General features: G+C 37.2%; 24 protein-coding genes and 1 riboswitch. Of the genes, 17 read left to right on the plus strand and 7 right to left on the minus strand.

Going from position 1 to position 26,145, the window contains the following annotated elements; genetic code table 11:
* Positions 1-4: 4 nt before the first annotated feature.
* The gene (locus IGJ37_RS03390) at positions 5-1,180 is read right to left on the minus strand and encodes a SulP family inorganic anion transporter (protein WP_002378096.1); all 1,176 of its coding nucleotides are present in this window, start codon (positions 1,178-1,180) and stop codon (positions 5-7) included.
* Between the two features lie 93 nt (positions 1,181-1,273).
* Positions 1,274-2,302: a YeiH family protein gene (locus IGJ37_RS03395; protein WP_325815025.1), complete on the minus strand. Its 1,029-nt coding sequence runs from the start codon at positions 2,300-2,302 to the stop codon at positions 1,274-1,276.
* Positions 2,303-2,414: 112 nt separating this feature from the next.
* On the opposite strand from IGJ37_RS03395, the gene IGJ37_RS03400 reads away from it, so the two are divergent.
* The 9 genes from IGJ37_RS03400 (at position 2,415) to IGJ37_RS03440 (ending at position 11,443) form a co-directional block, all read left to right on the plus strand.
* Positions 2,415-3,245, plus strand: a complete 831-nt coding sequence (locus IGJ37_RS03400) for a LysR family transcriptional regulator (RefSeq protein WP_002358839.1) — start codon at positions 2,415-2,417, stop codon at positions 3,243-3,245.
* 64 nt (positions 3,246-3,309) lie between these two features.
* Positions 3,310-4,182, plus strand: a complete 873-nt coding sequence (locus IGJ37_RS03405) for a VOC family protein (protein WP_010713823.1) — start codon at positions 3,310-3,312, stop codon at positions 4,180-4,182.
* A 273-nt stretch (positions 4,183-4,455) separates the two neighbouring features.
* Positions 4,456-4,680 (plus strand): hypothetical protein, encoded by a 225-nt coding sequence (locus IGJ37_RS03410; RefSeq protein WP_002355808.1) that lies wholly within the window; start codon positions 4,456-4,458, stop codon positions 4,678-4,680.
* 88 nt (positions 4,681-4,768) lie between these two features.
* Positions 4,769-5,443, plus strand: a complete 675-nt coding sequence (gene sapR, locus IGJ37_RS03415) for a two-component system response regulator SapR (RefSeq protein ID WP_002358841.1) — start codon at positions 4,769-4,771, stop codon at positions 5,441-5,443.
* Positions 5,444-5,456: 13 nt separating this feature from the next.
* Complete coding sequence (gene sapS / locus IGJ37_RS03420; RefSeq protein WP_002361370.1) at positions 5,457-6,482, plus strand: two-component system sensor histidine kinase SapS; 1,026 nt, start codon at positions 5,457-5,459, stop codon at positions 6,480-6,482.
* A gap of 147 nt (positions 6,483-6,629) precedes the next feature.
* Positions 6,630-7,493, plus strand: coding sequence for a GRP family sugar transporter (locus IGJ37_RS03425; protein WP_033626373.1), 864 nt, complete (start codon positions 6,630-6,632; stop codon positions 7,491-7,493).
* Positions 7,494-7,533: 40 nt separating this feature from the next.
* Positions 7,534-8,925 (plus strand): amino acid permease, encoded by a 1,392-nt coding sequence (locus IGJ37_RS03430; protein ID WP_002361373.1) that lies wholly within the window; start codon positions 7,534-7,536, stop codon positions 8,923-8,925.
* 187 nt (positions 8,926-9,112) lie between these two features.
* Positions 9,113-11,122 (plus strand): methionine--tRNA ligase, encoded by a 2,010-nt coding sequence (metG, locus tag IGJ37_RS03435; RefSeq protein WP_002355813.1) that lies wholly within the window; start codon positions 9,113-9,115, stop codon positions 11,120-11,122.
* Positions 11,123-11,221: 99 nt separating this feature from the next.
* On the plus strand, positions 11,222-11,443 hold the full coding sequence (locus IGJ37_RS03440; RefSeq protein ID WP_325815032.1) for a hypothetical protein: 222 nt from the start codon (positions 11,222-11,224) through the stop codon (positions 11,441-11,443).
* Between the two features lie 58 nt (positions 11,444-11,501).
* Here the strand turns inward: IGJ37_RS03440 and IGJ37_RS03445 are convergent, their stop codons facing one another.
* Positions 11,502-12,107 carry a hypothetical protein gene (locus IGJ37_RS03445; RefSeq protein ID WP_033594199.1) on the minus strand — a complete coding sequence of 202 codons (606 nt, stop codon included), beginning with the start codon at positions 12,105-12,107 and terminating at the stop codon, positions 11,502-11,504.
* Between the two features lie 120 nt (positions 12,108-12,227).
* On the minus strand, positions 12,228-14,450 hold the full coding sequence (locus tag IGJ37_RS03450) for a HelD family protein (protein WP_325815034.1): 2,223 nt from the start codon (positions 14,448-14,450) through the stop codon (positions 12,228-12,230).
* 134 nt (positions 14,451-14,584) lie between these two features.
* Here IGJ37_RS03450 and IGJ37_RS03455 point away from each other — a divergent pair, with 134 nt between their 5' ends.
* The 4 genes from IGJ37_RS03455 to IGJ37_RS03470 all read left to right on the plus strand — a co-directional run bounded on the left by IGJ37_RS03455 (position 14,585) and on the right by IGJ37_RS03470 (position 17,586).
* Positions 14,585-15,355 carry a TatD family hydrolase gene (locus tag IGJ37_RS03455; RefSeq protein ID WP_002358846.1) on the plus strand — a complete coding sequence of 257 codons (771 nt, stop codon included), beginning with the start codon at positions 14,585-14,587 and terminating at the stop codon, positions 15,353-15,355.
* A complete protein-coding gene (gene rnmV, locus IGJ37_RS03460; RefSeq protein WP_010824469.1) occupies positions 15,352-15,936 on the plus strand; it encodes a ribonuclease M5 in 585 nt (194 codons plus the stop codon). The genes IGJ37_RS03455 and rnmV overlap by 4 nt, the downstream gene beginning before the upstream one ends.
* An 18-nt stretch (positions 15,937-15,954) precedes the next feature.
* Entirely contained in the window at positions 15,955-16,842 is an 888-nt protein-coding gene (gene rsmA / locus IGJ37_RS03465; RefSeq protein ID WP_002358849.1) for a 16S rRNA (adenine(1518)-N(6)/adenine(1519)-N(6))-dimethyltransferase RsmA, read from the plus strand.
* Between the two features lie 126 nt (positions 16,843-16,968).
* On the plus strand, positions 16,969-17,586 hold the full coding sequence (locus IGJ37_RS03470; RefSeq protein WP_002355821.1) for a hypothetical protein: 618 nt from the start codon (positions 16,969-16,971) through the stop codon (positions 17,584-17,586).
* A gap of 50 nt (positions 17,587-17,636) precedes the next feature.
* Here IGJ37_RS03470 and IGJ37_RS03475 read toward each other — a convergent pair whose 3' ends face one another.
* The gene (locus IGJ37_RS03475; RefSeq protein WP_002355822.1) at positions 17,637-18,740 is read right to left on the minus strand and encodes an ABC transporter ATP-binding protein; all 1,104 of its coding nucleotides are present in this window, start codon (positions 18,738-18,740) and stop codon (positions 17,637-17,639) included.
* A gap of 185 nt (positions 18,741-18,925) precedes the next feature.
* Between IGJ37_RS03475 and mgsA the strand changes: the two genes are divergently transcribed.
* Both mgsA and IGJ37_RS03485 read left to right on the plus strand, forming a co-directional pair.
* Positions 18,926-19,348, plus strand: coding sequence for a methylglyoxal synthase (mgsA, locus tag IGJ37_RS03480; protein ID WP_002355823.1), 423 nt, complete (start codon positions 18,926-18,928; stop codon positions 19,346-19,348).
* 66 nt (positions 19,349-19,414) lie between these two features.
* Positions 19,415-19,582: riboswitch (THF riboswitch) on the plus strand.
* Positions 19,583-19,612: 30 nt separating this feature from the next.
* A complete protein-coding gene (locus tag IGJ37_RS03485; RefSeq protein ID WP_002385065.1) occupies positions 19,613-20,161 on the plus strand; it encodes a folate family ECF transporter S component in 549 nt (182 codons plus the stop codon).
* Positions 20,162-20,212: 51 nt separating this feature from the next.
* On the opposite strand, the gene IGJ37_RS03490 is transcribed toward IGJ37_RS03485, so the two are convergent.
* Together IGJ37_RS03490 and IGJ37_RS03495 are read right to left on the minus strand one after the other, a co-directional pair.
* Positions 20,213-21,979, minus strand: a complete 1,767-nt coding sequence (locus IGJ37_RS03490; RefSeq protein ID WP_002355825.1) for an ABC transporter ATP-binding protein — start codon at positions 21,977-21,979, stop codon at positions 20,213-20,215.
* On the minus strand, positions 21,969-23,696 hold the full coding sequence (locus tag IGJ37_RS03495; RefSeq protein WP_002364705.1) for an ABC transporter ATP-binding protein: 1,728 nt from the start codon (positions 23,694-23,696) through the stop codon (positions 21,969-21,971). The genes IGJ37_RS03490 and IGJ37_RS03495 overlap by 11 nt, the downstream gene beginning before the upstream one ends.
* Positions 23,697-23,821: 125 nt before the next feature.
* Here IGJ37_RS03495 and IGJ37_RS03500 point away from each other — a divergent pair, with 125 nt between their 5' ends.
* Complete coding sequence (locus tag IGJ37_RS03500) at positions 23,822-24,589, plus strand: putative ABC transporter permease (RefSeq protein ID WP_325815036.1); 768 nt, start codon at positions 23,822-23,824, stop codon at positions 24,587-24,589.
* Positions 24,590-24,837: 248 nt separating this feature from the next.
* Positions 24,838-26,058, plus strand: a complete 1,221-nt coding sequence (locus IGJ37_RS03505; protein WP_325815037.1) for a 3D domain-containing protein — start codon at positions 24,838-24,840, stop codon at positions 26,056-26,058.
* Positions 26,059-26,145: the final 87 nt, after the last annotated feature.

The raw sequence follows: 26,145 nt of genomic DNA on the forward strand, positions 1-26,145 counted from the left end.
AAAGCTAGCAACTTTTTTTTGGTTCTTTTTTGAAAAAATGATAAAGAAGACCACTTAAAAGAACACCTAGAATAATTCCAATCGCTAAATTATGCGTATAGACGATCACACCCACTGTCACGAGTAAAATAACAATTTCAGTAATTTCAAAAGTTCGGAAAAGCTGTAAACTTTCCCAATCAAAGGTGTCGACTGCCACTGTCATCATGATCCCAATCAATGCAGCTGTAGGAATGGCTACCATCACGGATTTAAAAACAAAAATGAATAGAAGGAGGGTAATACCTGAAATCAAAGTAGAAAGCCGTTTTCGTCCTCCAGATTTAACATTAATGACCGCTTGGCCAATCATCGCACAGCCAGCTTGGCCACCAAAAAAGCCGGTAATTATATTAGCGAATCCTTGTGCTTTAACTTCTCGTTGGCTATCACTTTGGCTCGCTGTCATTTTGTCCACAATGGGGATCGTCAATAAAGATTCAATTAACCCGACCATTGCTAAGGCAACAGAGCTAGGTAAAATAATCCGCAACGTTTCTAAGTTGACGGGTACATTAGGCCAACGGATCGCTGGATGAAACTGACTCATTTCACCAAGATCACCTACCGTTTGCAAATGACCTTTTAAAAAATAGGACAGGATAGTCATGAATAAAATAACAATTAAAGCAGGAGGCACAATTGTAATAAACTTAGGTAATAGATAAATAAGTAAGATACTACAGATAATCATACCGTAGGACCACAGTGTTTGATGAGGCAATTGTTGTACTTGCGCCATGAAAATTAAAATGGCTAACGCATTGACGAATCCGTACATCACTGTCTTGGGAATAAAGCGCATCAATTTGTGGATACCTAAATAACCTAAAATAAATTGCAGAAAGCCTGTTAAAATAGTCGCAGCAAGCATGTATGACAAACCGTGTGCTTGAATTAAGCCTGCAAGGACTAAGGCCATTGAACCAGCAGACGCCGAGACCATTGCCGGACGGCCGCCCGTAAAAGTAATCACAAGTAAAGTAACTGCTGAAGCAAACACTGCAGAAAGCGGGTGAACACCAGCAATAATCGCAAACCCGATTACTTCTGGTAAAATGGCGACAGAAGAAACGAGACCCGCAAATAGATCATTTCGTTCATTGCCTAACCATTCGCTTTTTTTAATACTAAATAACATCGAAAAACTCCTTTAAGTTAATAAAACCTTATTCATAATAGCATGAATAAGCTGAAATAAAAAAGTTTGACGTGTTAACGTCAAACTTTTTTATTAGAACTGTAGCAGTGCCAACAACAAAATGGCTAGGACGACTTGAACAGTTCCTACTGATAAACCATAGATTAAGAAACGTTTGCCTTCTTGGAAAAACTTTTTAAAATCGAGTCGTAACCCGATTGCTGCCAAGGCAGTAATTTCAAACCAAGAACTAAAGAAATGAGCAGTCTCACTGATCACGACGGGGAAATGAATCAAACTATTAAAGACACAGGCAATGAAAAAGCCAACTACATACCAAGGTAGGGCGCTGCTTTTTTTGGTGACTTTTACCAACTCAGCTTCTGATTCTGCCGTCTTACTTTGCTTGAAACGTCCAAATAAATAGACAACTGCTACGAGTAGGACAATTCGCATAATTTTAAAGAGCATCGCAAGTTGAACTGCGTTCTCATTGACCATATTGGCACTGGCGACAACCTGACCAACTGATTGTAAAGTCCCTCCGATTAGTGCGCTACGAGCCAACAAATTGGTACCATAGAGAATCCCACTTAAAATGGGTAAGGTCAACATTAAAACGGTTCCTAATAAGTTTACTAAAGTAATGATTTGGCCTTTTTCTTCCTCATCTGCTTGAATTGCTGGAGCAATCGAAGCAATAGCAGAAGACCCACAAACGGCATTACCACCAGCCATCAATAAAGACATATTATCAGAAAAAGCCAGTTTTTTACCGATCAAATAGGCAAAAATAATGGTCAGCGACATTTGAATGAGAATAAATGCGACACCTTGTAAGCCAATTTGGGCAATCGTTTGAAAGGTCACGGTGGTTCCCAATAAAACAACAGAAAATTCTAGTAATTTACTTTCGGCTACTTTGGTTCCGCGATTTAAATTGGCACCGCGAACAAAGATATTTCCCAAAAAGATTCCTAGTAAAATAGCTATCGTTGCGGCGCCTAAGCTAGGTAACCAGATGGCAAGAAACTTGCTAAGGCAGGCGACAAGGAAAGCTGTTAGCAAGCCGGGAAGAATTTGGAATAAAGATTGGATATAATCATTTTCTGAATTTTTCATTGAAAAAATCTCTCTTTCTTGTTCATTACTTCCAGTATAACGAAATTTTTTACATTTGAGAAATAAATAGTTAAAATAATATTTATAATAGAAAGTTATCGAAAGGATGCCTATGTTTAAATTATTAAAGACTTTTCAAATTGTGTATGAGCAAATGAACTTTTCCAAAGCAGCTACCTGCCTATATATCTCACAACCAGCCGTTTCTAATCAAATCAAACAATTAGAAGAAGAATTAGGCTGTTCATTGTTTTTAAGAAATGGTCGACAAGATGTAGTCCCTACTAGGCAAGCAGAAGTCTTGTATAATCGTTTGCTAAATTTAGCTGATGATTGGCAAGAAACATTAACAGCTCTTCATCAGGCGAGATTACCTAAAGAAACTTGCCGAATTGCTGCGTCTAATACTTTTGCAGTTTATTATTTGCCGCAACTGATGCAGCATTTACAGACACAGTATGCAACGATCAATTTTGTTTTAGAAATGAACAATTCAGAAGAAGTAGTGGAAAAAGTTGAAAAACATCAAGTTGATTTTGGCTTTATCGAAAAACCATTAATTACGAAAGGCGCCTCTCGTGAAGAAATTATTCAGGATCAATTGGTTTTAGCTGGGGACCCTGCCAATCAGAATTGGTTGGTACGTGAAAAGGATTCTGGGGTCTTTCATTATACCCAACAGTATTTAGAAGAAAGTAATCAAAGCCCAACACTCATGACGGTTAAAAATAATGAAATGATTGTTAAAATGTTGGAATTGGGCATGGGGCAATCGTTGCTTTCAAGAAAGGCGATTACTGAAAAAATCCCCTTCCAAACGTTAGGTGAAAAGTACTGGCGTTCCTTTTATTTTTTGACACGGGGACATTTAAAATCCTCCTTGCTTCAAGAAGTAAAACAAGCAATTTATCGATTCTATCAGACGGAAATGAATAAATACTAAAACGTTCTCTTTGTTTATTTATCAATCTTTGACTACACTAAAGAAAACGAAGGAGGGAACCACAATGCCTAAATTTTCACCTTGTTTATGGTTTGACACACAAGCGGAAGAAGCTGCTAACTTCTATACAACAATCTTTGAAAAAGGTGCGATTCTAAGTAAAACGAACTACGTTAATGAGGAGCACCAACCTCAAGGAACATCATTAATGACCATTGAATTTACCTTGGCGAACCAAACAATCATTGGTTTAAATGGCGGACCAGAATTTTCCTTTACGCCAGCTAGTTCATTTTTTGTTGAATGTAAAACATTATCACAAACAGAAACGTTGTGGAAAAATTTAACAACAGATGGACAGATATTGATGCCTTTTGGGGAATATCCTTTTAGTCCTTTATATGGTTGGGTAGTGGACAAATTTGGTGTCTCTTGGCAAGTGTCTTTTTCAGGAAAAGAACAAACAATTGTACCAACCTTTATGTTTGCTAATGAAAAATATGGCGAAGCAGCCAAAGCTCTATCAGAATGGTTGGCAATTTTCGGTCCAGGCGAAATAATTGAAAAAGTTGAATATGAAGATGGGAACATTGCGCAAGCACTTTTCACATTACAGGAGCAACCGTTTCGAGTAATGGATGCACGAGATAAACATGATTTTGATTTTACCATGGCCTTCTCCATTTATATTGATTGTGAAAATCAGGAGGAAATAGATCGGCTATGGCAACAAGTGACTGCTAAAGGGAAAGAATGGCCGTGTGGCTGGATGGAAGATCAATTTGGAGTCAGTTGGCAAACAGGCAATCCTGAACTGAAACGTTATTTATCTGACTCAAATCCAGCTAGAGCAAATGAAGTGACCAAAAAATTGTACCAAATGAAAAAAATAGATTTAAACCAGTTAAAAGAAGTGTATGACAAATATAATCATTAGAAAAACTGAGGTTGTCTGATCCACTACACTTCGTTACGTTGGTATCAATTCCAATACATGGAACATACTAGAGTTGAAGGACTTGTCTTTTAAGGATCAAGACCTTCAACTCTTAAAAAAGGCTCGATTCTTGCGAGTTTCAAAGAAGCCACTTCTATTCTGTTGTTTATCTTAAGGGTTAGGACTCTGCCGATTTTTTTATAAGATTATGCTATAATTAAGAGTAGCAATTATTGAAGGAAAAATGAAAAGTCCAAAATAGGAAGTGGTAAAATGATTGAGTTAATTGTGTTGTTAACAGTTTTTACTTATGGAACAAACTTTGTTTTATATCTTATTTTGAAAAATAAAAAGTCCATGCCAATTGTCGAAAAAGCTTCTATTGTATTAGGAATTAATATGTCTGTGTTATTATTAGATGGTATTTTTGCTTTCGTTGGTAAATTCATCATGTTATCAGAATGGGAATTATTAGCGCCTATTTTTGAAATAGTGTAAAAATCATCATAAAGTCCTATATCCAAAAAGAATGAAGTTTGTTAGGATAAGAAAGATGAAAATTTAGAAATAAAAGAGGTGGGATTGCATGGCTAAAATCATGATTGTCGAAGATGAAACAACCATTCGAGAATTAATTAGCGAGGAATTACAAAAATGGCAATTTGAAACGATTGGAACAACCGATTTTAATGATGTATTGGATGATTTTCAAGAGGAGAATCCTCAATTAGTCTTGATGGATATTAATTTACCTGTGTACGACGGGTACTATTGGTGTCAAAAAATTCGTGAAGTTTCTAAAGTACCAATTATTTTTATTTCGAGTCGTAGTACCAATATGGATATGATTATGGCGATGAACATGGGCGCGGATGATTTTGTCACAAAACCGTTCCAGATAGATGTTTTAATTGCTAAAATCAATGCTTTGTTGCGCCGCTCTTATAACTATTCCGATACGGATAGTGAAGTGCTTTCACATAATGGCATTACTTTAAATGTGGACAATGGACGAATGGAAATCAGAGGTGAAATGATCGATTTAAGTAAAAATGAATACCGATTACTGTATCTTTTAATGAAAAAGCACGGAAAAATTTTAACACGTGAAAAACTATTGCGCGCTTTATGGGACGATGAACGTTTTGTGGATGACAATACGTTGACGGTAAATATCAATCGTTTACGAAAAAAAATTGAGCAAGCAGGGATTGCTGGCTATATTGAAACCAAAGTGGGCGTCGGTTATATGGTGCCCTAGATAGGAGTAGACAATGACCATTCTAAAGTATTTAAAAGATCGCTGGTTATTACTAATTGGTTGGTTATTTTTTCTGTTCTTAACTTGTTTTATTTTATGGTTGGCTCCTAATGTCCGCTTAGATTGGACAGTGGTTGGCTATATCTTTTTACTGCAAAGTGTTTTTTTATCGCTATTTTTAACAATTGATTATTATTTAAAACGTAAGTGGTGGCTTTCGTTGGCAACGGAAAAAGAGCCGCCTTCTTTACAAGAATATTTGAATACAGCAGAAAAAGAAGAAGAACTACTTGTCCAAACGTATATTAACGGTTTATTGCAAGAGCACCAACAAACCATGCAGCAAGCAATTAACAACCAACAGGACCAAAAAGATTACATTGACTCTTGGGTTCATGAAATCAAAGTCCCCCTAGCGGCTATCACGTTACTGGTACAATCTGTCGAAGATGATATTCCAGAGAAAAAATATTATCTATTGGAAAATGAGTTAGGTAAAATTGATGAATATGTCGAGCAAGTCCTATATTATGCTAGACTGGACAGCTTTTCTCGAGATTATTTACTTCAAGAATATTCTTTAAAAGAAATTGTGCAATCTGTTGTTCGTACGCAAGCAAATTATTTTATCCAAAAAAGATTGCAATTCTCAATTGAAGGGGAAGATGAAGCGGTTTTAACCGACCGAAAATGGGTCATTTTTATTTTCCGCCAATTATTAAGTAATGCAGTCAAGTATACGCCAGAAGGCGGCACGATTACGGTCCTAATTTCCAAAAATAAACAAGGTATTTATTTATCTTTAAAAGATTCTGGGATTGGCATTCCGACACAAGATCAACGACGCATTTTCGATAAAGGATTTACTGGTGAAAACGGGCGAAAAAGCGAACAGCATTCGACTGGTCTTGGCCTGTATTTGGCCCATAGCTTAGCGAAAAAGTTAGGTCATGATTTAACAGTCGAATCGACAGAAGGGCAAGGTACGACGATGACATTGTTTTTCCCTTCCCTCAGTTATTATAATGAAGTAAAATAAAAAGTAGGTCTATCAGCAAATTAAAGAGGTGATAGGCCTTTTTTTATTTATTAAAACTTTCTTGCTAACTTCTCTTACTCTTCTTAGTTGTTTAGAAAACGTTTTTATTGTTAGAATGAAATGAAATAAATTTGTTAGGAGAATATTATGAGTTTACTTATCGCTTTAGTGCCCATGATTGCGTGGGGCAGTATTGGTTTAGTCAGCGGTAAAATTGGTGGAAGCGCCAATCAACAAACGTTAGGTATGACAATCGGCGCATTACTATTTTCAATTGTTGTCTTTTTTGTCATCCAGCCTACGTTGACGACAGCCACATTAATTGTTGGATTTATATCTGGTTTATTCTGGAGTTTGGGACAGAATCAACAATTTCATAGCATGAAATATATGGGCGTTTCAGTTGGCTTACCAATTTCAACTGGGATGCAGTTAGTTGTTAATACCGTTGCAGGGGCTGTTTTTTTCCATGAATGGACAAAAACAAAAGACTTTGTTGTGGGCTTTATCGCTTTGGCCTTTTTAGTTTTTGGGGTGTATTTAACAGCTCGACAAGATGATGATAGTCAACCGAAAACCTCAAACAGTATGTTAGATTTTAATAAAGGGATTCGGGCGTTGATTTTCTCAACAGTTGGGTATGGCGTCTATACCATCATTATTAATGCCACTGGTTTAGATCCGTGGGGAATTATTTTGCCACAAAGTATTGGTATGTTAGTGGGGGCTAGTTTATTTGCCTTCAAAAAAGTCAAAGTTGATCGTTTTGTTTGGATGAATATGACGACGGGTCTGCTTTGGGGCTTAGGAAATATTTGTATGTTATTAACCATGCGTGAAATTGGCTTAGCTATTAGCTTCTCTTTATCACAAATGGGGATTATTATTTCGACTCTTGGGGGCATCTTCCTTTTAGGGGAAAGAAAATCAAAAAAAGAAATGTTTTATGTTATTTTTGGTTGCATTTTTGTTATTCTAGGTGGTATTCTTTTAGGGTATATGAAAGCGTAAATAGTTTATTTACGCTTATTTTTTTTACGGGGGTAAACACATGTCTATTTTCAGAAAAAAAGAAATCACTGTGCCTGTCAATGACAGTGGTGGGATGAAAAAAAATCTTAAGACGATGGACTTAATTTTTCTAGGAATTGGGGCTGTAGTAGGAACAGGGATTTTTGTTGTGACAGGTGTCGCAGCGGAACGCTATGCAGGTCCAGGGCTCGTCTTATCATTTCTGGTAGCAGCAGCCGCGATTATTTTATCTGGTTTATGCTATGCAGAATTTGCATCACGTATTCCGGTCATTGGTGGGCCGTATGCCTACATGTATGTGGTCTTTGGAGAAATTGTGGCTTGGATGACTGGTTGGATGATTATTTGTGAGTTTTTCTTGGCGGTTTCATCCGTTGCTTCAGGCTGGTCAGGCTATGTCCATGGCTTTTTGGATAGCTTAGGTTTTTCTTTGCCGCAAGCGTTAAGTGGCGCTTATAATCCAACAAATGGTACATATATTGATTTGATTGCCATGTTGGTCGTTGTAGCCGTAACTTTTTGGGTATCTTTAGAAGCGAAAACAGCGTTACGTTTAAATAACTTAATGGTTTTCGTGAAGTTTGGGATTATTTTATTATTTGTTCTCGTTGGGATCTTTTATGTGAAACCAACGAACTGGCAACCATTTATTCCTTATGGTTTTTCAGGCGTTTTCAGTGGTGCTGCTTTAGTTTTCTTTGCCTTTCTAGGGTTTGATGCGGTCAGCATGGCCGCGGAGGAAGTGAAGAATCCGAAAAAAGATATTCCAAAAGGGATTATTGGTTCCATTATTATTTCAACATTGTTATATATTGTTGTTACGTTAGTTTTAACTGGAATTGTTCCATTTACGGATTTAGGGGTCAAGGATCCGGTGGCTTTTGCGATGCGCTTCATTAATCATGGAGCAATTGCGACAATCATTTCAGTTGGCGCTATTTTAACCTTATTAACAGTGACGATTGCGATGATGTACAGTTTAGCCCGTGTGATTTATGCGATTAGTAAAGATGGATTACTGCCACAGTTTATGAGCAAAATTGATGAGAAGCGGCACACACCTAAGAATGCAACCTATGTAGCTGGATTTTTAGCAATGGTTTTTGCTGGTGTTGTTCCAATGGAGATGTTGGCTGAACTTACAAATATCGTGACACTCTTTTATCTGATGTTTCTCGCTTTAGGAATTATCAAATTACGGACAATGAAAGGAGAACCGCAAGCAGGTGAATTTAAAGTACCGCTTGTGCCGGTTCTACCATTAATTTCAATCGTGGTTTGCGCCGCTCTGATGTTCCAATTGTCTTTAGCTACTTGGCAAGTATTTGGCGTAGCCGTAGTGATTGGTTTGGCTATTTATTTCTTTTATGGACGACACCATAGTATCGTTCGTTTCGAGACAAAAGAATAAAAATGAACGAAAAAAGAGAGGAATACTTGTCAAATAGACAGGTGTTTCTCTCTTTTCTTTCTGGCATTTTCTTCATTTTCAAGAGAAAACCGACAAGAAATATAGTTTAATAATGTCTAATTATGGTATACTGTTTAGGAGTAAATCCTGAGGGTTTAGGAAAATGACTAAAGGAGGTTTTTTCTGTATGTCACAGAAAGAAACATTTTATATTACCACCCCAATTTATTACCCAAGTGGGAAGTTACATATTGGGAATTCATATACAACAATCGCCTGCGATGCAATGGCCCGTTACAAGCGTTTAATGGGTTTTGATGTATTTTATTTAACAGGTGTGGATGAACACGGCCAAAAAATTGAAAAAAAAGCTGCTGAGTTGAATGTGACACCAAAAGAGTACGTTGATAAAATGGCAGCAGATGTTCAAAAATTATGGAAAACATTAGATATCAGCTATGATAAATTTATTCGGACAACGGATGATTATCACATGGCAGCCGTGCAACAAATTTTTGATCGTTTAGTAGAACAAGGAGATATCTACCTTGGAGAATATGAAGGTTGGTATTCAGTTTCTGATGAAGAATTTTTCACTGAAACACAATTAGCTGAAGTATATCGTGACGATGAAGGCAATGTCATTGGTGGGAAAGCACCAAGTGGTCACGAAGTCGAATTAGTTAAAGAAGAATCCTATTTCTTCCGCATGAGTAAATATGCGGATCGCTTGGTACAATATTACGAAGAACATCCAGAATTTATTCAACCAGAATCTCGTAAAAATGAGATGCTAAATAACTTTATCAAACCAGGATTAGAAGATTTAGCCGTTTCAAGAACGACTTTCTCTTGGGGAATTCCGTTAAAAAATGATCCAAAACATGTGGTTTACGTATGGATTGATGCGTTATCAAACTATATTACAGCACTAGGTTATGGCTCAGAAGATGATTCATTATTCCAAAAATATTGGCCTGCGAACGTGCAAATGGTTGGGAAAGAAATCGTGCGTTTCCATACGATTTATTGGCCAATTATGTTAATGGCCTTGGATTTACCATTACCGAAAAAAGTCTTTGGACATGGTTGGTTATTGATGAAAGACGGAAAAATGTCTAAATCTAAAGGAAATGTTGTTTACCCTGAAATGTTAGTAGAACGCTACGGTCTAGATGCGTTACGTTACTATTTATTACGAGCAATTCCATTTGGTAGTGACGGCGTCTTTACACCAGAAGATTTCGTTTCTCGCTTAAATTATGATTTAGCTAATGACTTAGGAAACTTGTTGAATCGAACAATTGCGATGATTAATAAATATTGTGATGGCAAAGTACCAGCCTATGCTTCAAAAGTTACCCCATTTGATAGTGAACTATCGACAACTGCGGCGAATGTTATTGGAAAATATCATGAAGCAATGGAAAAAATGGAATTTAATACGGCCATTGCAGAAATCTGGACGCTAGTTTCTCGTGCCAATAAATATATTGATGAAACAGCGCCTTGGGTATTGGCTAAAGAAGAAGAGAAACGCAATGAATTAGAAAGTGTCATGATCCATTTAGCGGAAAGCTTACGAATTGTGGCAATCTTATTGCAACCAGTCATGACAGAAACACCAGGGAAAATTTTCGAACAATTAGGCTTAGATCCAGAAACAATGAACATGGAAAATATTCATTTTGGTGAGTTCCCAACAGACGTAACAGTAACAAGTAAAGGAACACCTATTTTCCCACGTTTAGAAATTGAAACAGAAGTAACGTATATTCAAAAGAAAATGTCCCAAAGCGAAAGTGCTACAGAAGAGGATATTAAATGGAATCCAGAAGAAACAACGTTAGTTTCAACGAAAGAAAAACAAATTAAGTACGATGATTTCGATAAAGTGGAATTAAAAGTTGCCGAAGTTATTGACTGTAAAAAAGTCAAAGGAGCAGATAAATTATTGCAATTCCGTTTAGATGCTGGAGATGAAAACCATCGTCAAATTCTTTCAGGTATTGCTGAATTTTATCCAGATCCAGCTGCGCTAATTGGCAAAAAAGTAGTCATTGTGGCTAACTTAAAACCAAGAAAAATGCGTGGTCAAATTAGCCAAGGAATGATTCTTTCAGCTGAATCACCAGAAGGTAAACTTCAAATTGTTGAAGCACCAAAAGAAATGCCAAATGGTGCAGGAATCGCATAAAAGCATAAGTGGTAAAGATAAAAGGTGAATTGTAACCTTTTATCTTTACTACTTTTTTTGTATACTAGAAGAAAAGTGATTTGATGTGGGGGAAGTTTGATGGCTTATCATACTTATGAATTTTTAAAAAGACGTAAAAATAATCCAAAATGGAGAAAGGCCTATACATCTGCTAGGAATAAACGTATTATTGGTACTTTAGTTACGATAAATATAATTATTTGGGGCTTTGTTTTGTGGAAAAAAATAGAAAGTGGCGATATAGAAGTAAATAATATTATCGACGTCCTAAAATCGAAAATCAACGAATTTTTAAATTAAAAGAATCGAAGAAAAGCCTAGAAAAAATCATTTGCGATTTTTCCTAGGCTTTTCTATTTTAGAGTTTCACTTTTTTAGGTATTCGTTTTTTACCAAAACGGCCTTTCGTTAGGCGACTTGGTAAAATGATCAGTAAGAGTGAAAAAGGGACACTAATAATTTGCCACGTGAGTAAACGGCCTAAGCTATTATTTTTATAGAGCCATTCTAATATAAAATGCAGTCCTAAAATACTTAACAAAGCCAAGCCTGTCAGGAAATAAGGCGTTGATACCCAGTCGGTCGTTTTCAAGAGACTAAAACCTAAAGGAATTAGATAAAAGTAAGCACTTGTTAAAGTAATCCGCCAACTTTTCATAACGGTGCCTAAATTAATTATAAAAAAAAGTAAAGATAGGACTAAAGCAAAAGGTGGAAACAAAGCCACTAACACCGAATAGATGGTTCCCCAGACGAGCATTAAGGGACCTTTAACAATAGCGGCGATAAGTGTAAACAAGCCAATTAGGAGTAACTGCTGTGTCAGTGAGCCAAAGGTTAGCAAGCCAAATAAAATAAGCAGTAGCCAGTGCCAAATGGTTTGGTTTTGTTGTTTTCGCTCAATAGTTACATTTTTTTGGATAGAGGTTTTTAAAAAATTTTCTAAATCAGGTGATTGTTTCACCTTCTCACGCTCCTCTCAACTTAAGAGACAACAAACGAGTAGGACTGCTAATTAAAAAGCAGTACCTACTCGTCTATTATAAGTGGTTTTTCTAAAAATAAAATCCGCCTTAAGTCTCAGTTACCGGGCTGCCAAGTAAGGTGTAAACCATTCAGAAAGTGTGCCGGTATAAGGTAAAACGACCCGTTTCATTCCACGAGAAATAGCAGTATACAGGATTTTTTTATCTCGTTTATTGTTGGAATAACGATTAACATTTGGGTTATGAAGAATTACATTATCAAATTCTAGACCTTTTGCCATATCAATTGATAAAACTTGCAGTGACGGATGTTCTTCCAATGAAAGAGAAGCACTAAGTTCTTTTGTTAATTGTTCTTTTTCTGCAAATGTTTTAGTAATAATGGCGGTGCTTTCTTTCGGATCAAAAGTTGCAATGGAAGTGACGATTGCTTTAAGATAGTCAGACGCAGAGTCACAAGGAATAAATGTCGGCTTTTCTCCATCATGCCGGATGGGCACAATGGTTAATTGCTCTGGTTGAGTGCCTAATGTTTGGAAGAGTCGTGTAATTTCTTTACTTGAACGGTAACTGTTTAATAATTGATACGTTCCAACAGAACGGCTGGTTTCGTTAACCAATAAATCATGAGCTTCAGAAAATTCAATGGCTGTATTAAAAATGGCTTGATTTTCATCACCAGCTAAAGTAAAACTAGCTTTAGGGAAAAGTGTCAGCAGTAATAATAATTGGGCTTCTGTATAATCTTGGACTTCATCGACTAGGATAAAAGCCATTTGCTGGTTGGCGAGGTTTTCAATAAATGCATGTTTCACCAAAATAAGGGCCACAATTTCATCGGCTGTGAAAACAGCTGTCTCTTTTTGATACGATTTTTCAGTGAATAAAGAATAAAACGTTTCAAAAAAGGCCCATTGATCTAGCCAAGCATCATTTTTGATAGCGGCAGTGATAGAGCGATATTTTTTCTTCAAACGTTTTAAAGCAAAATCAGCCAGATGTTTTTCATTATCTTCGGTAATCACTGTGCCAAAATAACGAACTTGTTCAGCTTCTGTTAAATCTTGGAATTGATCCAACATTTTTTTAGAATGGGCTTGTTTTAATAGATAACGTGTCCAAAGACTGGTTAATTTTTCTTTTGTGGCTGAAATTCGTTGGCGAATACTCAAATCAGCTGGTGTTTCTTGATAAAGTTTAAAAATTGTTTCTGAAGTAAATAAGGTCTGCTTTTTAAAAGTTAAAGGACGGAAAAAATGTGGCTGCACAACTGCTTTTTCAGGATTGCTTAAAAGAAACGTTGCAAATTCTTTTGAACGAATAACGTGCTCTTGCTCCGTTGCCTCAGAGCGAGTAATGCGTTCGAAATAGTCCGTTTCTTCTTCCATTGGCCATGCTTCTTTGGTAGTGAAGCGCAAAAATTGTAAAAGAGTCAAATTCAAGGGATTTCGTTCGCCTAAATTCGGTAAAACTTGAGAAATATAATCAATAAATGTTGAATTTGGTGAAAGTAATAAAATATTATCCGCTGTAATTTCTGCTCGATGTTGATAAAGTAAATAAGCAATCCGTTGCATAATCGCAGACGTTTTCCCACTACCAGCAATCCCGTTGACTAGTAGGAGTGGCTGCGTTTCGTCACGAATTATTTGATTTTGTTCTTGTTGAATGGTTGTCGTAATGTCCTTCATATAAGGAGAAGCATCTTCTTCTAAAGAATGCAATAACACATCATCTTGAATCGCAATGGTTGTGTCAAAATAGTTGATTAATTGATCTTTTTCAATAATTAACTGTCTTTTCAAATCAAGTTGTACAGGAATGGTTTGTTGATGTGCCGTGTAGGCTGTTTTCCCTAAAACATTGTCATAAAATAACGAAGCAATCGGTGAGCGCCAATCGTGAATGCGCGTTTCTTCTTCTAAAGAAGTAAAATCGTTTACGCCAATATAAAAGTTTTCTGGCTCTTCAGGGCTGTCTTCAAAAGTCACGCCAATTTTGCCAAAATAAGGAACTTGTAATAGGCGTTTCACTTTGTCTAAATTTTTAGCCGTTGCTTCATTTTTTAAGTTCCACTGATCAATTTCACGGTTCTTCATTTCCAACATGGCAAACGTTTCTAGATTATCGGCATAACTATCAAAATTCAGCTTAGAATCGCGACCAAATTCCTCTAGCATATGTTTGCCATCTTTCATTGTGTTCGCCAATTGCTCTTCGTAAACTTTTTTAGCCGCTTGCAGCTCATGATAAACCGTTGTTAAATGCTGTTGTTCATAAATTTTTTCATCGGTCATGGAGATTCCTCCTTTTAATAACATGACTGAATAGTATACGTTACTTTTAGCATAAATGCAAGCGCTGTTTATGAGGAAATGGCGAATCTTGTCGCCTAGTCATTCAGATTTTTCAAGAAATATGATAAAGTAGAGAGGAGATAAAGGAGGCAATCATAATGATTTTTGATACACATACACATTTGAATGCAGAACAATTTAATGATGATATTCCAGAAACGATTGCACATGCCCAAGAATTGGGTGTTACAGAGATGGCCGTGGTCGGTTTTGATGAACCAACGATTGAAAAATCTCTTTTACTTAGTCAGGAATATGCCAATATTTATAGTATCATTGGTTGGCATCCAACAGAAGCGGGTAGCTATACGCCAGAGGTTGAACGACGATTACAAGAACAATTAACGTTGCCAAAAATTGTCGCATTAGGTGAAATCGGTCTTGATTATTACTGGATGGAGGATCCTAAAGAGGTGCAAGAAAAAGTCTTTCGCCGTCAAATTGCGATTGCTCGGGAAATGAATTTACCGTTTAGTGTGCATACGAGAGAGGCATTAGAAGATACCTATCGAATTTTAAAAGATGAAAAAATTTCAGATATTGGTGGAATCATGCATAGTTTCAGTGGCGATGCTGAGTGGATGAAGAAATTTTTAGATTTAGGTTTGCATATTTCTTTTAGTGGCGTCGTAACGTTTAAAAAGGCGTTGGATGTTCAAGAAGCGGCGATGGCGGTACCACTTGAACGAATGTTGGTGGAAACAGATGCACCCTATTTAGCCCCTGTTCCTTATCGTGGTAAACGGAATGAACCAGGCTATACACGATACGTAGTGGAAAAAATTGCTGAATTACGACAACTAACCTTTGAAGAAGTGGCAGAACAAACGAGAGTCAACGCTCATCGCTTGTTTCGGATAGATAAATGAAAGAAAAAATGAAAGTTGCAGAAATCATTGTCGTTGAAGGAAAAGACGACACACGCCGCATTCAAGAGGTAGTTGCAGCGGATACGATTGAAACGATTGGCTCTGCTATCAATGATGAAATTTTGACACAAATTGAACACGCACAAGAAACGAGAGGCGTGATTATTTTTACAGATCCAGATTATTCGGGCGAAAAAATTCGTAAAACAATAATGGAAGTCGTCCCTGATGCAAAGCATGCTTTTTTATCAAGAAAAGTTGCAGTTCCTAAAAAAAATGGTGGTAGCCTAGGGGTTGAACATGCTAGTGATGAAGCAATTATTGAAGCCTTAAAAAAAGTCGTAACACCTGTTCAAGTTGGTGAAGACTATCAAGAAATTCCTAGACAAACACTAGTTGAATATGGTTTAATAGCGGGAGCAAATGCAAAAAAATACCGTGAATTATTAGGAGATGACCTAAGAATTGGCTATACAAATAGCAAACAGTTAGTCAAACGGTTAAGCATGTTTCGGATTACAGAAGCAGAATTGAAAGAAAGCATGACACGTATTTTAAAAGAACTTGCAAACGAAGAATAACTACATGGAGGAACAAGCGTGACGGACTATAAAGAAATTGCCACACCATCCAGAACCAAAGAAATACTAAAAAAGCATGGATTTTCATTTAAAAAGAGTTTAGGTCAAAATTTTTTGACAGAGCCTAATATTTTAAGAAAAATTGTAGAAACAGCGGGAATTAATCAGCAGACAAATGTTGTCGAAGTCGGGCCTGGAATTGGTGCATTAACAGAGCAATTAGCGATGAACGCGGCACAAGTTGTGGCTTTTGAGATTGATGATCGCTTGATTCCTGTCTTAGCAGATACCTTAAGTCGCTATGATAATGTAACAGTGGTGCATCAAGATGTTTTAAAAGCTGATTTGGTCGAGACAACCAACCAAGTTTTTCAAGAGAAGTATCCGATTAAAGTGGTGGCTAACCTACCTTACTATATTACTACGCCAATTATGATGCATTTTTTAGAATCTTCTTTAGATGTAGCTGAAATGGTTGTGATGATGCAAAAAGAGGTCGCTGATCGAATTGCTGCTAAACCAGGAACGAAAGCTTATGGCTCATTATCAATTGCTGTCCAATATTTTATGGAAGCAAGTGTCGCCTTTATTGTGCCAAAAACAGTTTTTGTGCCGCAGCCCAATGTTGACTCGGCGATTATTAAATTGACGCGCCGTGCTACACCAGCAGTGACAGTGACCAATGAAAAAGAATTTTTCAAATTAACCAAAGCCAGTTTCCAATTAAGACGTAAAACATTGTGGAATAACTTAACGCATTTTTATGGGAAAGATGAACAAACGGTGGCTTGGCTAAAAGAGAGCCTAGCTGAAGCAGAAATTGATCCTTCTAGACGTGGTGAAACATTGTCTTTAGAAGAATTCGCTCGTTTAAGTAATGCTTTAGAAAAAAATAAACCAGTATAAAAAAGAACTTTCTGTTATTTATGAGAAATAACAGAAAGTTCTTTTATGTGTCTTGACACATTGCGGCTGTTCAGCTACACTTGAGAAAAACAAAAGGTGTCATGACACTTTTAGGAGGCAGTTTTAATGAAAACAAACTCAGTAAAACGTTTAACAATTTCAGCACTTTTAATTGCAATGGGGATTATCATTCCAATGGTTATGCCAAGAATTACCATTGGTCCAGCCAGTTTTACATTAGCAAGTCACGTCCCAGTTTTTATTGCCATGTTTATTTCTCCAGTGGTGGCAATTGCGGTTAGTCTAGGAACAGGTTTTGGTTTTTTCTTATCCGCAACACCGATTATTGCTTTGCGGGCCTTATCTCATTTGATTTTTGCAGTCATTGGCGCAGTGATTTTACAAAAGCATCCAGAAATTTTAATCAATAAAGAGGGGAAATTCACTTTATTAAATGGGAAATTACAGTTGTTTAACGTGGGAATTGGAGTGATTCATTCCGCTGCCGAGCTAGTGGTTGTTTCTGTATTTTACACAATGGGCAACTTGCCAGGAACCTATTATACAGCCGGCTTCATGTATTCTATTTTTCTTTTGATGGGCGTTGGTGGATTAATTCATAGTTTGGTGGATTTCAGTATTGCCTACTTTTTAGCAAGTACCTTAAGTAAACATGTAGATATTCCAACTTTTACAGAAGCGAAACAACCCAAAGTGATAAAGAAGAAGGTTAAATTAGCATAAAGAGAAACAATCGAGGCATCCGTCATTGTGACGGATGCCTCGAGATTTTTTTATTTAATGACTTCTTCTGTTTGAGGGTCGAAGAAATGTCCTTTGTTAATATCAAAAGCTAAGTCAATCATTTCACCAGGATGGTGGAAGTCACGAGCATCTACTTTTGAGATAAACTCTGTATCACCAATTTTTGTATAAAGCATGGATTCAGCCCCTAATAATTCAGAAACAACAACTTCAGATTTAATCACTGCATCTTTCATTGCCGTTAAAGCCACTTGTTCGCTATGAATATCTTCTGGACGAATACCGAAAATTAATTCTTTGCCTTCATAACCATGTTCAACAAGCTCTTTGTTTCTTCCTTCAGGAATTGCTAGTTTTAAGCCATGTTGGTTAGAAATAACCCCATTGTTTAAGGTAACTTTGAAGAAATTCATGGCAGGTGAGCCGATGAACCCAGCTACGAACATATTTTTTGGTGTATTGTAAACTTCTTTTGGTGAACCAATTTGTTGAATAAAGCCATCTTTCATAATTACGATTCGGTCAGCCATGGTCATCGCTTCGGTTTGGTCATGTGTCACATAAATTGTCGTAGTTTCTAAACGTTGGTGTAGTTTAGCGATTTCAGCACGCATGGCTACACGTAATTTTGCATCCAAGTTTGATAAAGGTTCATCCATTAAAAAGACTTTGGCATCACGGACAATTGCCCGGCCAAGTGCAACACGTTGGCGTTGTCCACCAGAAAGCGCCGCAGGTTTACGTTGTAAGTACTCTGTTAAGCCCAGAATATCCGCAGCATTTTCCACCCGTTTTTTAATTTCAGCTTTATCATATTTTCTTAGTTTTAAACCAAAAGCCATGTTATCAAAAACAGTCATATGCGGATAAAGCGCATAGTTTTGGAAAACCATGGCAATATCACGATCTTTCGGTGCAACGTCATTCATGACTTTGTCCCCAATTGATAATTCACCTTCAGTAATATCTTCTAAGCCAGCAATCATGCGCAATGTTGTTGATTTACCGCAACCAGAAGGTCCGACAAAGACGATAAATTCACGGTCTGTAATTTCTAAGTTAAAATCTGTAACAGAATAATGTTCTGCATTGTCATATTTTTTATACACATTTCTAAGCGCCATTTCCACCATTTGATACGTCACTCTTTTCTTTTTGATTTGTTACTCATAGTTTAAATGAAAACGCTATCTTTCGGCAAGGGAGAGTTGCACAAGAAAAAGAAGACTTTTTCGTCAAGGTGACAAAGGACAAACACTCTCAGCGGATTTATCGCTAAACTTTTGTTATAATATAACAAAGACAGGAGTTGGATAACATGAAAATCGCTTTAATCGCTCATGATCGTAAAAAAACATTAATGATCAAACTAGCAACCGCTTATAAACATATTTTAGAAAAACATGAATTGTATGCAACAGGGACGACAGGCATGAAAGTGATGGAAGCAACTGGCCTACCCGTGCATTGTTTTAAATCGGGGCCATTAGGTGGGGATCAACAGATTGGCGCAATGATATCAGAAGACAACATTGATTTAGTTATTTTTTTAAGAGATCCTCTTTCCGCGCAACCGCATGAACCAGACGTGACGGCTTTGATTCGTCTAAGTGATGTCTATGAAATTCCTTTAGCAACCAATATCGGCAGTGCTGAAATTCTTTTGAGAGGTGTCGAGGCGGGGTTTGCGGACTTCCGTGAGGTCATCCATGAAGGGGATCGTCGACCGTTAGCTTTTTAGAGAACCTTAATGGTTATTTTGACTATTTTGTGGTATATTTTATGAGGACTTTTGTCCAAATAAAATAACAGAGTAGGAGACAAAGCGTTAAGTGCTAAAAGGATGGGATGTTGCCTTTTGGACGAAGAACATGAACAGTGTGTTGCTAGAAAGCAAAGGTTCTTACTTTGCTTATCATCAGAACAACACGTTCAGCTTTTTAATGTTCGCGGTTTTGTTTTCGCATTCGCTGCATGGTTCGTCATGTAGCAGCTCTTAGAGGAGATGCTAAAAATGACAAAGAAAAAATTTGGCACAAAATCCATTGCGTTAATGGGCGTACTCATTGCGGTGGTCGTTGTCTTTTCACGCTTTTTTGCGTATGAAACAACGTTTTTAAAAATCAGTTTCACGTTTATCCCAGAATCATTGATTGGGATGATTTTCGGACCTTTTTGGGCTGGAATCGGCACGGCGGTGGCTGATGTGGTAGGAATGTTGCTTTTTCCAAAGGCAGGCTATTTTCCTGGGTTTACTTTAAATGCCTTTTTGGCTGGTGCTATTTATGGTTATTTCTATTATAAGAAAGAAATGACATGGCAACGAGTGATTTTGGCGACATTGTTGGTCACCGTTTTAATTAATATCATTTTAACTCCTTTGTGGTTAAGTTTAATGTATGGCGTCAATCTAGCAAATTTTGCTTGGTGGGTGCCACGCTTAATTAAAACAGTTATTTTCTTTCCTATTCAAGTAATTGCCACTTATTATTTAGGCAATAAAATTCCCTTTAAACGTTTATTTGGAAAACCATTATCTGAATTAGATCAATAAATTTAAAATTAAAAGAGTCACTTTTCAGCATCCCAGAAAAGTGACTCTTTTTTATTGTGCTTTTTGATTAAACTGCGCTTCGTAAAGGTCACGATAATAACCCTGTTCTTTTTGCAATAATTCGTCATGGGTACCAATTTCAACTACTTGACCGTTGTCCATAACTAGAATTTTTTCAGCACTTTTGATTGTTGCTAAGCGATGGGCAATAACAAAACTGGTCCGGCCAGTCATCATTTGTAAAAAAGCATCCTGAATTTTTTGCTCGGTCAATGTATCAACTGAACTGGTCGCTTCATCTAAAATAAGCATCGGCGGATTACTAATCATCGTGCGTGCAATAGTCATTAATTGTCGTTGTCCTTCAGAAATTTTAACGCCTTGGGAACCAATCTCGGTATCTAGTCCTTGAGGTAAACGCATGACGAAATCAAAAATATGGGCTTTTTTCATGGCTTCTATAATTTCTTCGTCAGAGGCTTCAGGATTTCCGTACGTTAAATTTTCCCGAATGGAGCTATCGAATAGCCAAGTATCTTGGAGAACCATGCCAAAACTTTTTCGCAAGCTATCCCGAGTAATTTGAGTAATGTCGTGAGTATCAACCGTAATTTGGCCACGGTCGACCTCGTAAAAGCGCATTAACAAATTCACTAATGTTGATTTACCCGCACCAGTTCGCCCAACAATGGCAATTGTTTCTCCTGGTTCAGCAATTAAATTAAAGTTTTCGATTAAAGGTCGCGTTGGCGTGTAAGAAAAATCAACGTCTTTAAATTCAACCCGGCCTCGCGCTTCTTTCAAAACAATTGCGTTCGGGGCATCAGGACGTTCAACTGGTTGATCCATCATATCAAAGGTACGTTCCAATCCAGCTAAGGCGGCTTGGATTTGGTTGGTGATTCCTGAGAGTTCAATAAAAGGTTTAGAAAATTGACTAGAGTAAATGGTGAAACTGGAAATAACACCAACTGTGACTAAAGGATTGCCACTTAAAACTAACAAGCCACCGACTAATCCAATCGATAAGTAAGATAAATGGTCGATAAATCGAGAAAGTGGGTTGGTTAAGGAAGAAGAAAACTGAGCCTTCTGTCCTTTTTCATACAACGTTTGATTCAATGCTTCAAATGTTTCTTGCGTAGCTTGTTCTTGTTGAAAGGCTTTAACAATTTTTTGGTTGCCAACCATTTCTGAAACGAAACCGGAAATTTCACCAACAATCGTTTGTTGTGCAGCAAAGTTTTTTTGTGAAGCTTTTGCAACAAGCCAGTTTACAATAAAAATAATCGGCGTACTGATAAGAACCACTAATGTGAGCAGGGGACTTAGCCGAATCATAAAGAGCAAAGCAACAACGACGGTGGCCATGCCAGAAAATAATTGGTTGAAGACAGCCGAGCAAGCCATTGAAATATTGTCAATATCGTTGGTAAAGCGACTGACGATATTTCCGTGTGACGTTTGGTCATAATAACTTAACGGTAATTGATTTAAATGGGCAAAGGCATCTTTTCTCAGCTGTGTGGTCGATAAATAAGACACGCGATTACCGAGACGTTGAATCAGCCATTGACTTAGAACGGTTACGAGTAAAATCCCTGCTAATAAACCTAAAATTTTGATGAGTTGCGCAGCATTGACTTGTCCTTTACCAACCATTGTATCAACGGATTTACCTATATAATAAGTCATGAGGACAGTCGAAAAACCACTGAGAATTCCTAGGATTAAGGCGCCGATAATTTCTTTTGGATAGCGTAGTAAATACGGCTTAAAACGTGAGAAGGCACCAAAATGAATTTTTTTAGTTTGCATGGGTATCCTCCTCCTGTGACGCAACGATTTCTTGATACTCTTTAGAAGAAGTAAGTAATTCTTCGTGGGTGCCAAGGCCAGCGACTTTTCCACTATCTAGGACTAAAATTTGATTCGCCGTAGCAATCGAACTCACGCGTTGTGAAATTAAAATAACGGTTGTCTCTGCTCGTTCTTTTTGTAAAGCACGGCGCAGATTCAAATCTGTTTGATAGTCGAGGGCACTCAAGGAATCATCTAAAATAAGTAAATGCGGTTTCCTAATCAAGGCACGGGCAATGGTCAACCGTTGTCTTTGTCCACCAGAAAAGTTTTTTCCGCCTTCGTTAACAGGCGTGTCTAACCCTTGGTCTAATTGTTCAACAAATTCTTTACATTGGGCGATAGCTAATGCTTCCCAACAGTCTTCATCAGTTGCATTTGGTTTGCCCCATTGTAAGTTTTCTCGAATAGTCCCTGTAAATAAGACGGCAGTTTGTGGAACACTTGCAACTTGTTGGCGTAAAGTAAAGAGCGGCCAATCGCGCACATTTACACCATTAATAAAAAGGTTTCCTGCACTCACATCATAAAATCTGGGAATGAGTTGGGTTAAGGTACTTTTCCCGCTGCCGGTAGGTCCTGTGATGCCGAGAATTGAGCCTTTAGGAATCGTAAAATTGATATTTTCCAAAGCCAAACCGGCCTCTGGTTCATAGCGAAAATCTACATGGTCAAAGGTAATATCACCAAATTGTGGAGATGTTTTTGCTGATTCTGGTGTATCTGTTAACTGGCTTTCTACAGTTAAAACCTCATTGACACGGTTTGCGGAAGCGGCAGCTCGCGTAAAAATTACCACGAGATTAGAAGCAACAATTAAAGCGAGCATCATTTGATTCATATAATTGATCAATGCTAAAACTTCCCCTTGTTGCAGGGAACCGAAAGAAACTTTTAAGCCACTAAAATAAAGTAAAAATAAAATTCCAACATTCATAATCAAAGTGGTTAAAGGCGTTAATAAAGCAGAGACATTCGATACACGAATGTAAATATCGCCTAAATCATCTGAAGCTTTATCAACATGTCGTTGCTCTGTTTCCTTTCTAGCAAACGCACGGATCACACGGACACCGCTTAAATTTTGACTAATTTGACGGTTTAACCGATCCAAATATTCTTGGACTTTTTGATATAAAGGCACAGTCACTTTAATGATAATAAAGAGAATAAGGCTAAAAATTGGTAAAAGTAATAGGAAAAGAAAGCCCATCTGCACGTCAATGTAAAAAGCCATGACCACAGAACCGATACTTAAAAAAGGTGTCCGAATGACCAACCGAATAAACATCGCTAAAGCCAATTGAAGCTGGTTGATATCGTTTGTGATCCGGGTGATGAGGGTATCTGTACCAAAACTATTCAATTCTTTGTGTGAAAGCTGATTAATTTTCTTCATTAATTGATTTCTTAGCTCCGTCCCAAAACCTTGCGAAGCGACTGAAGCATAGTATTGACAAATCATGACAAAAAATAAACCAACTAACGACATAACAAGCATCCAGAGGGCCATTTCTATGACAGTCTGTCGGTCGTTTTGACGAATACCGACATCGACTAAGTGAGCCATGAATAAGGGCAAGACTAACTCGAAACAAGCTTCTAAAAATTTGAAGACTGGACCGAGGATAATTTGTTTTCGATAATTTTTTGCGTATTTCAATAAACCAAACATAAGATTCCTCCCTTTGCTGCTCTCATTGTAGCCTAATCTTTCAATGAAAGAAAGTTGTTCGCTACATTTTCTCAACTTCTGTTAAAATAGAAGAAAAGCGCAAAGAAGTGGAGTGTGACAGAAACGTGGAAAAAATGAGTCAGGTTATTTTGTTATTTTTTATTTATTCCTTTATCGGCTGGTTATGGGAAACGGTGTATTGTTCATTAAAAGCCAAAAAATTTGTTTATCGAGGATTTTTGGTAGGGCCTTATTGTCCTATTTATGGATTTGGGGTCTTAAGCGTTCTCTATTTTGTGGAACCCTTTGAGAACAATCTCTTGGTATTGTATGTCGGATCGGCTGTTTTAGTGACGATTTTAGAATATGTCACTAGTTATGGCTTGGAAAAACTGTTCCATGCCTCTTGGTGGGATTATCATGATGTACCTTTTAATTTAAACGGTCGCGTGGCTTTACCGGTTTCTCTTTTTTGGGGATTGGGGTGTGTCTTGATTGTCAAAGTTATTCAACCAGAAATCGCCAAAGTTGTCAGCTTTTTACAAGCAACCTTTGGCAACTACTTAGCACTTTGCATAGTGATTGTAATGGGGCTTGACTTAATTTATACGTTGCTGAACATGCAAGGTTTCAAAAAACTTATTACCGAGATGGGCAAAACGTTGGAAACGAACCAACAAGAATTTAAGCAACGGTTGAACACAAAAATGGAAATCGCTACAGCTGATTGGCAGAAGTTAAAAGAACGAACCAAAAAAGAGCATTTCCAAAATCGGTTAAATTTCCAACAACGTCGTTTTATTAACAATTACCCAAAACTAACTTTAAAAAACATTAAAAATTCCAAAGAAGTTCGGCATCTCTTAGAAGATTTGAAAAAAAAGGGCCAATAATTAACAAAAAATATTACAAAATATTTCAATCAATGGTCTAATGGGATGAAAAAAAGAAAAATCGTCAAAAGCTAGTTTTTAAGCCGTCTTAATAAATTCTTAAAGAATTGAGATAGAAATGGACTAATGAATAAACGCAGGATAAAAAAAGAGTTGCATTTAAATTGTAATAAATTGTAACATGATTGAAATAAAACAAGCCCTCCTGACTAGTATAATGAGTAGGTGTTTTAGATAAGTTAGGAAAGGTGTTGGATTTAGTGAAGGTTAAAAAGTTGATACCATTTTTAACAACAATGATGCTTATCAATTTTGGACTTCCAGTCGCTGCGGCAGCAGAATCACTTGATTCGTTGCAAGAAAAAGAAGCGCAAGCGAAACAATCTGGGGAGTTAATTAGTAAAGAAATCAATTCAGCCTTAGACGATGTAAATGCTAAATATGCGGAAATCGAACGTTTAAAAACGCAAATTTCAAAAGCGGAAGATACGTTGAAAACTTCGAAAGAGGAAATAGAAAAAACAGAAAAAAATATTTCTCGTCGTAAAGAAGCTGTTGGCGATCGTATGAAGGATATTCAATTAAATGGCGACCAACGTACTTGGCAAGCCTTATTAGATGCAGAAAATTTATCAGATTTCTTTAATCGGGCCTACGCCATGACCGTTTTACAAAACTTTGAACGGGAAAAGATTGAAAGCTTAACTAGCGAAAAAGAAAAGTTAGCTGCATTACAAGAAAAAGTTGAAAATACGCAAACAACTTTAAAACAAAATGAAGAGAAATTACAAGTTGAAGCTTCTTCAATGAATAATAAAGTCTCTGAGTTAAAAGAAAAAATGGCGGATAATGAAGAATTATTGGCTCAAATTTCGACAGACAAACAGAAAGAGCAACAACGCTTAGTCAGCGAAAAAGCAGCAGCTGAGGCACAGAAAAAACGTGCGGCAGAAACTGCCAAAGCAGAAGCAGCGAAGAAACAAGCAGCTGCCGACAAACAAGCGCAAGCAGATGCGGCGGCTAAACTAGAAGCCGAAGCTGCTGAAGAGTCAAGCAGTCAAGCATCAAGCTCTTCTACAAGTACGGAAAGCAGTAGCACTGAATCTTCAAGTTCAGCTAGTTCATCCGAATCGTCATCAACGCCAGAATCATCGACAGGCGAATCATCAACACCAGGAACTGGCTCTGGTCGTGTGCTTCAGATGGAATCAACTGCTTATTCTTGGCGCGAAGCTGGTGCAAGTAATCTAAGTGCTACTGGTATTGACTTAAGTAAAGAAAGCAATGTAGTTGCAGTCGATCCAAGTGTAATTCCTCTAGGTTCATTAGTGAAAGTCTCTGGTTATGGCTTTGCTATTGCTGGGGATACAGGTGGCGCTATTCAAGGAAATATTATTGATGTTCATTTTGATTCAGTAGACCAATGCCGTCTTTGGGGACGACGTCAGGTTACAGTAGAAATTCAATAATAAATTTGTTATACTAAAGACAAGATAAAAGGAATTGGCTAAGTCAGTAATGATAGTAGCCAGTTCTTTTTTAGTTAAATGTAAAGG

The sequence above is a fragment of the Enterococcus sp. AZ104 genome (genome assembly GCF_050546705.1).
In the GTDB taxonomy this organism is placed as follows: domain Bacteria; phylum Bacillota; class Bacilli; order Lactobacillales; family Enterococcaceae; genus Enterococcus; species Enterococcus faecalis.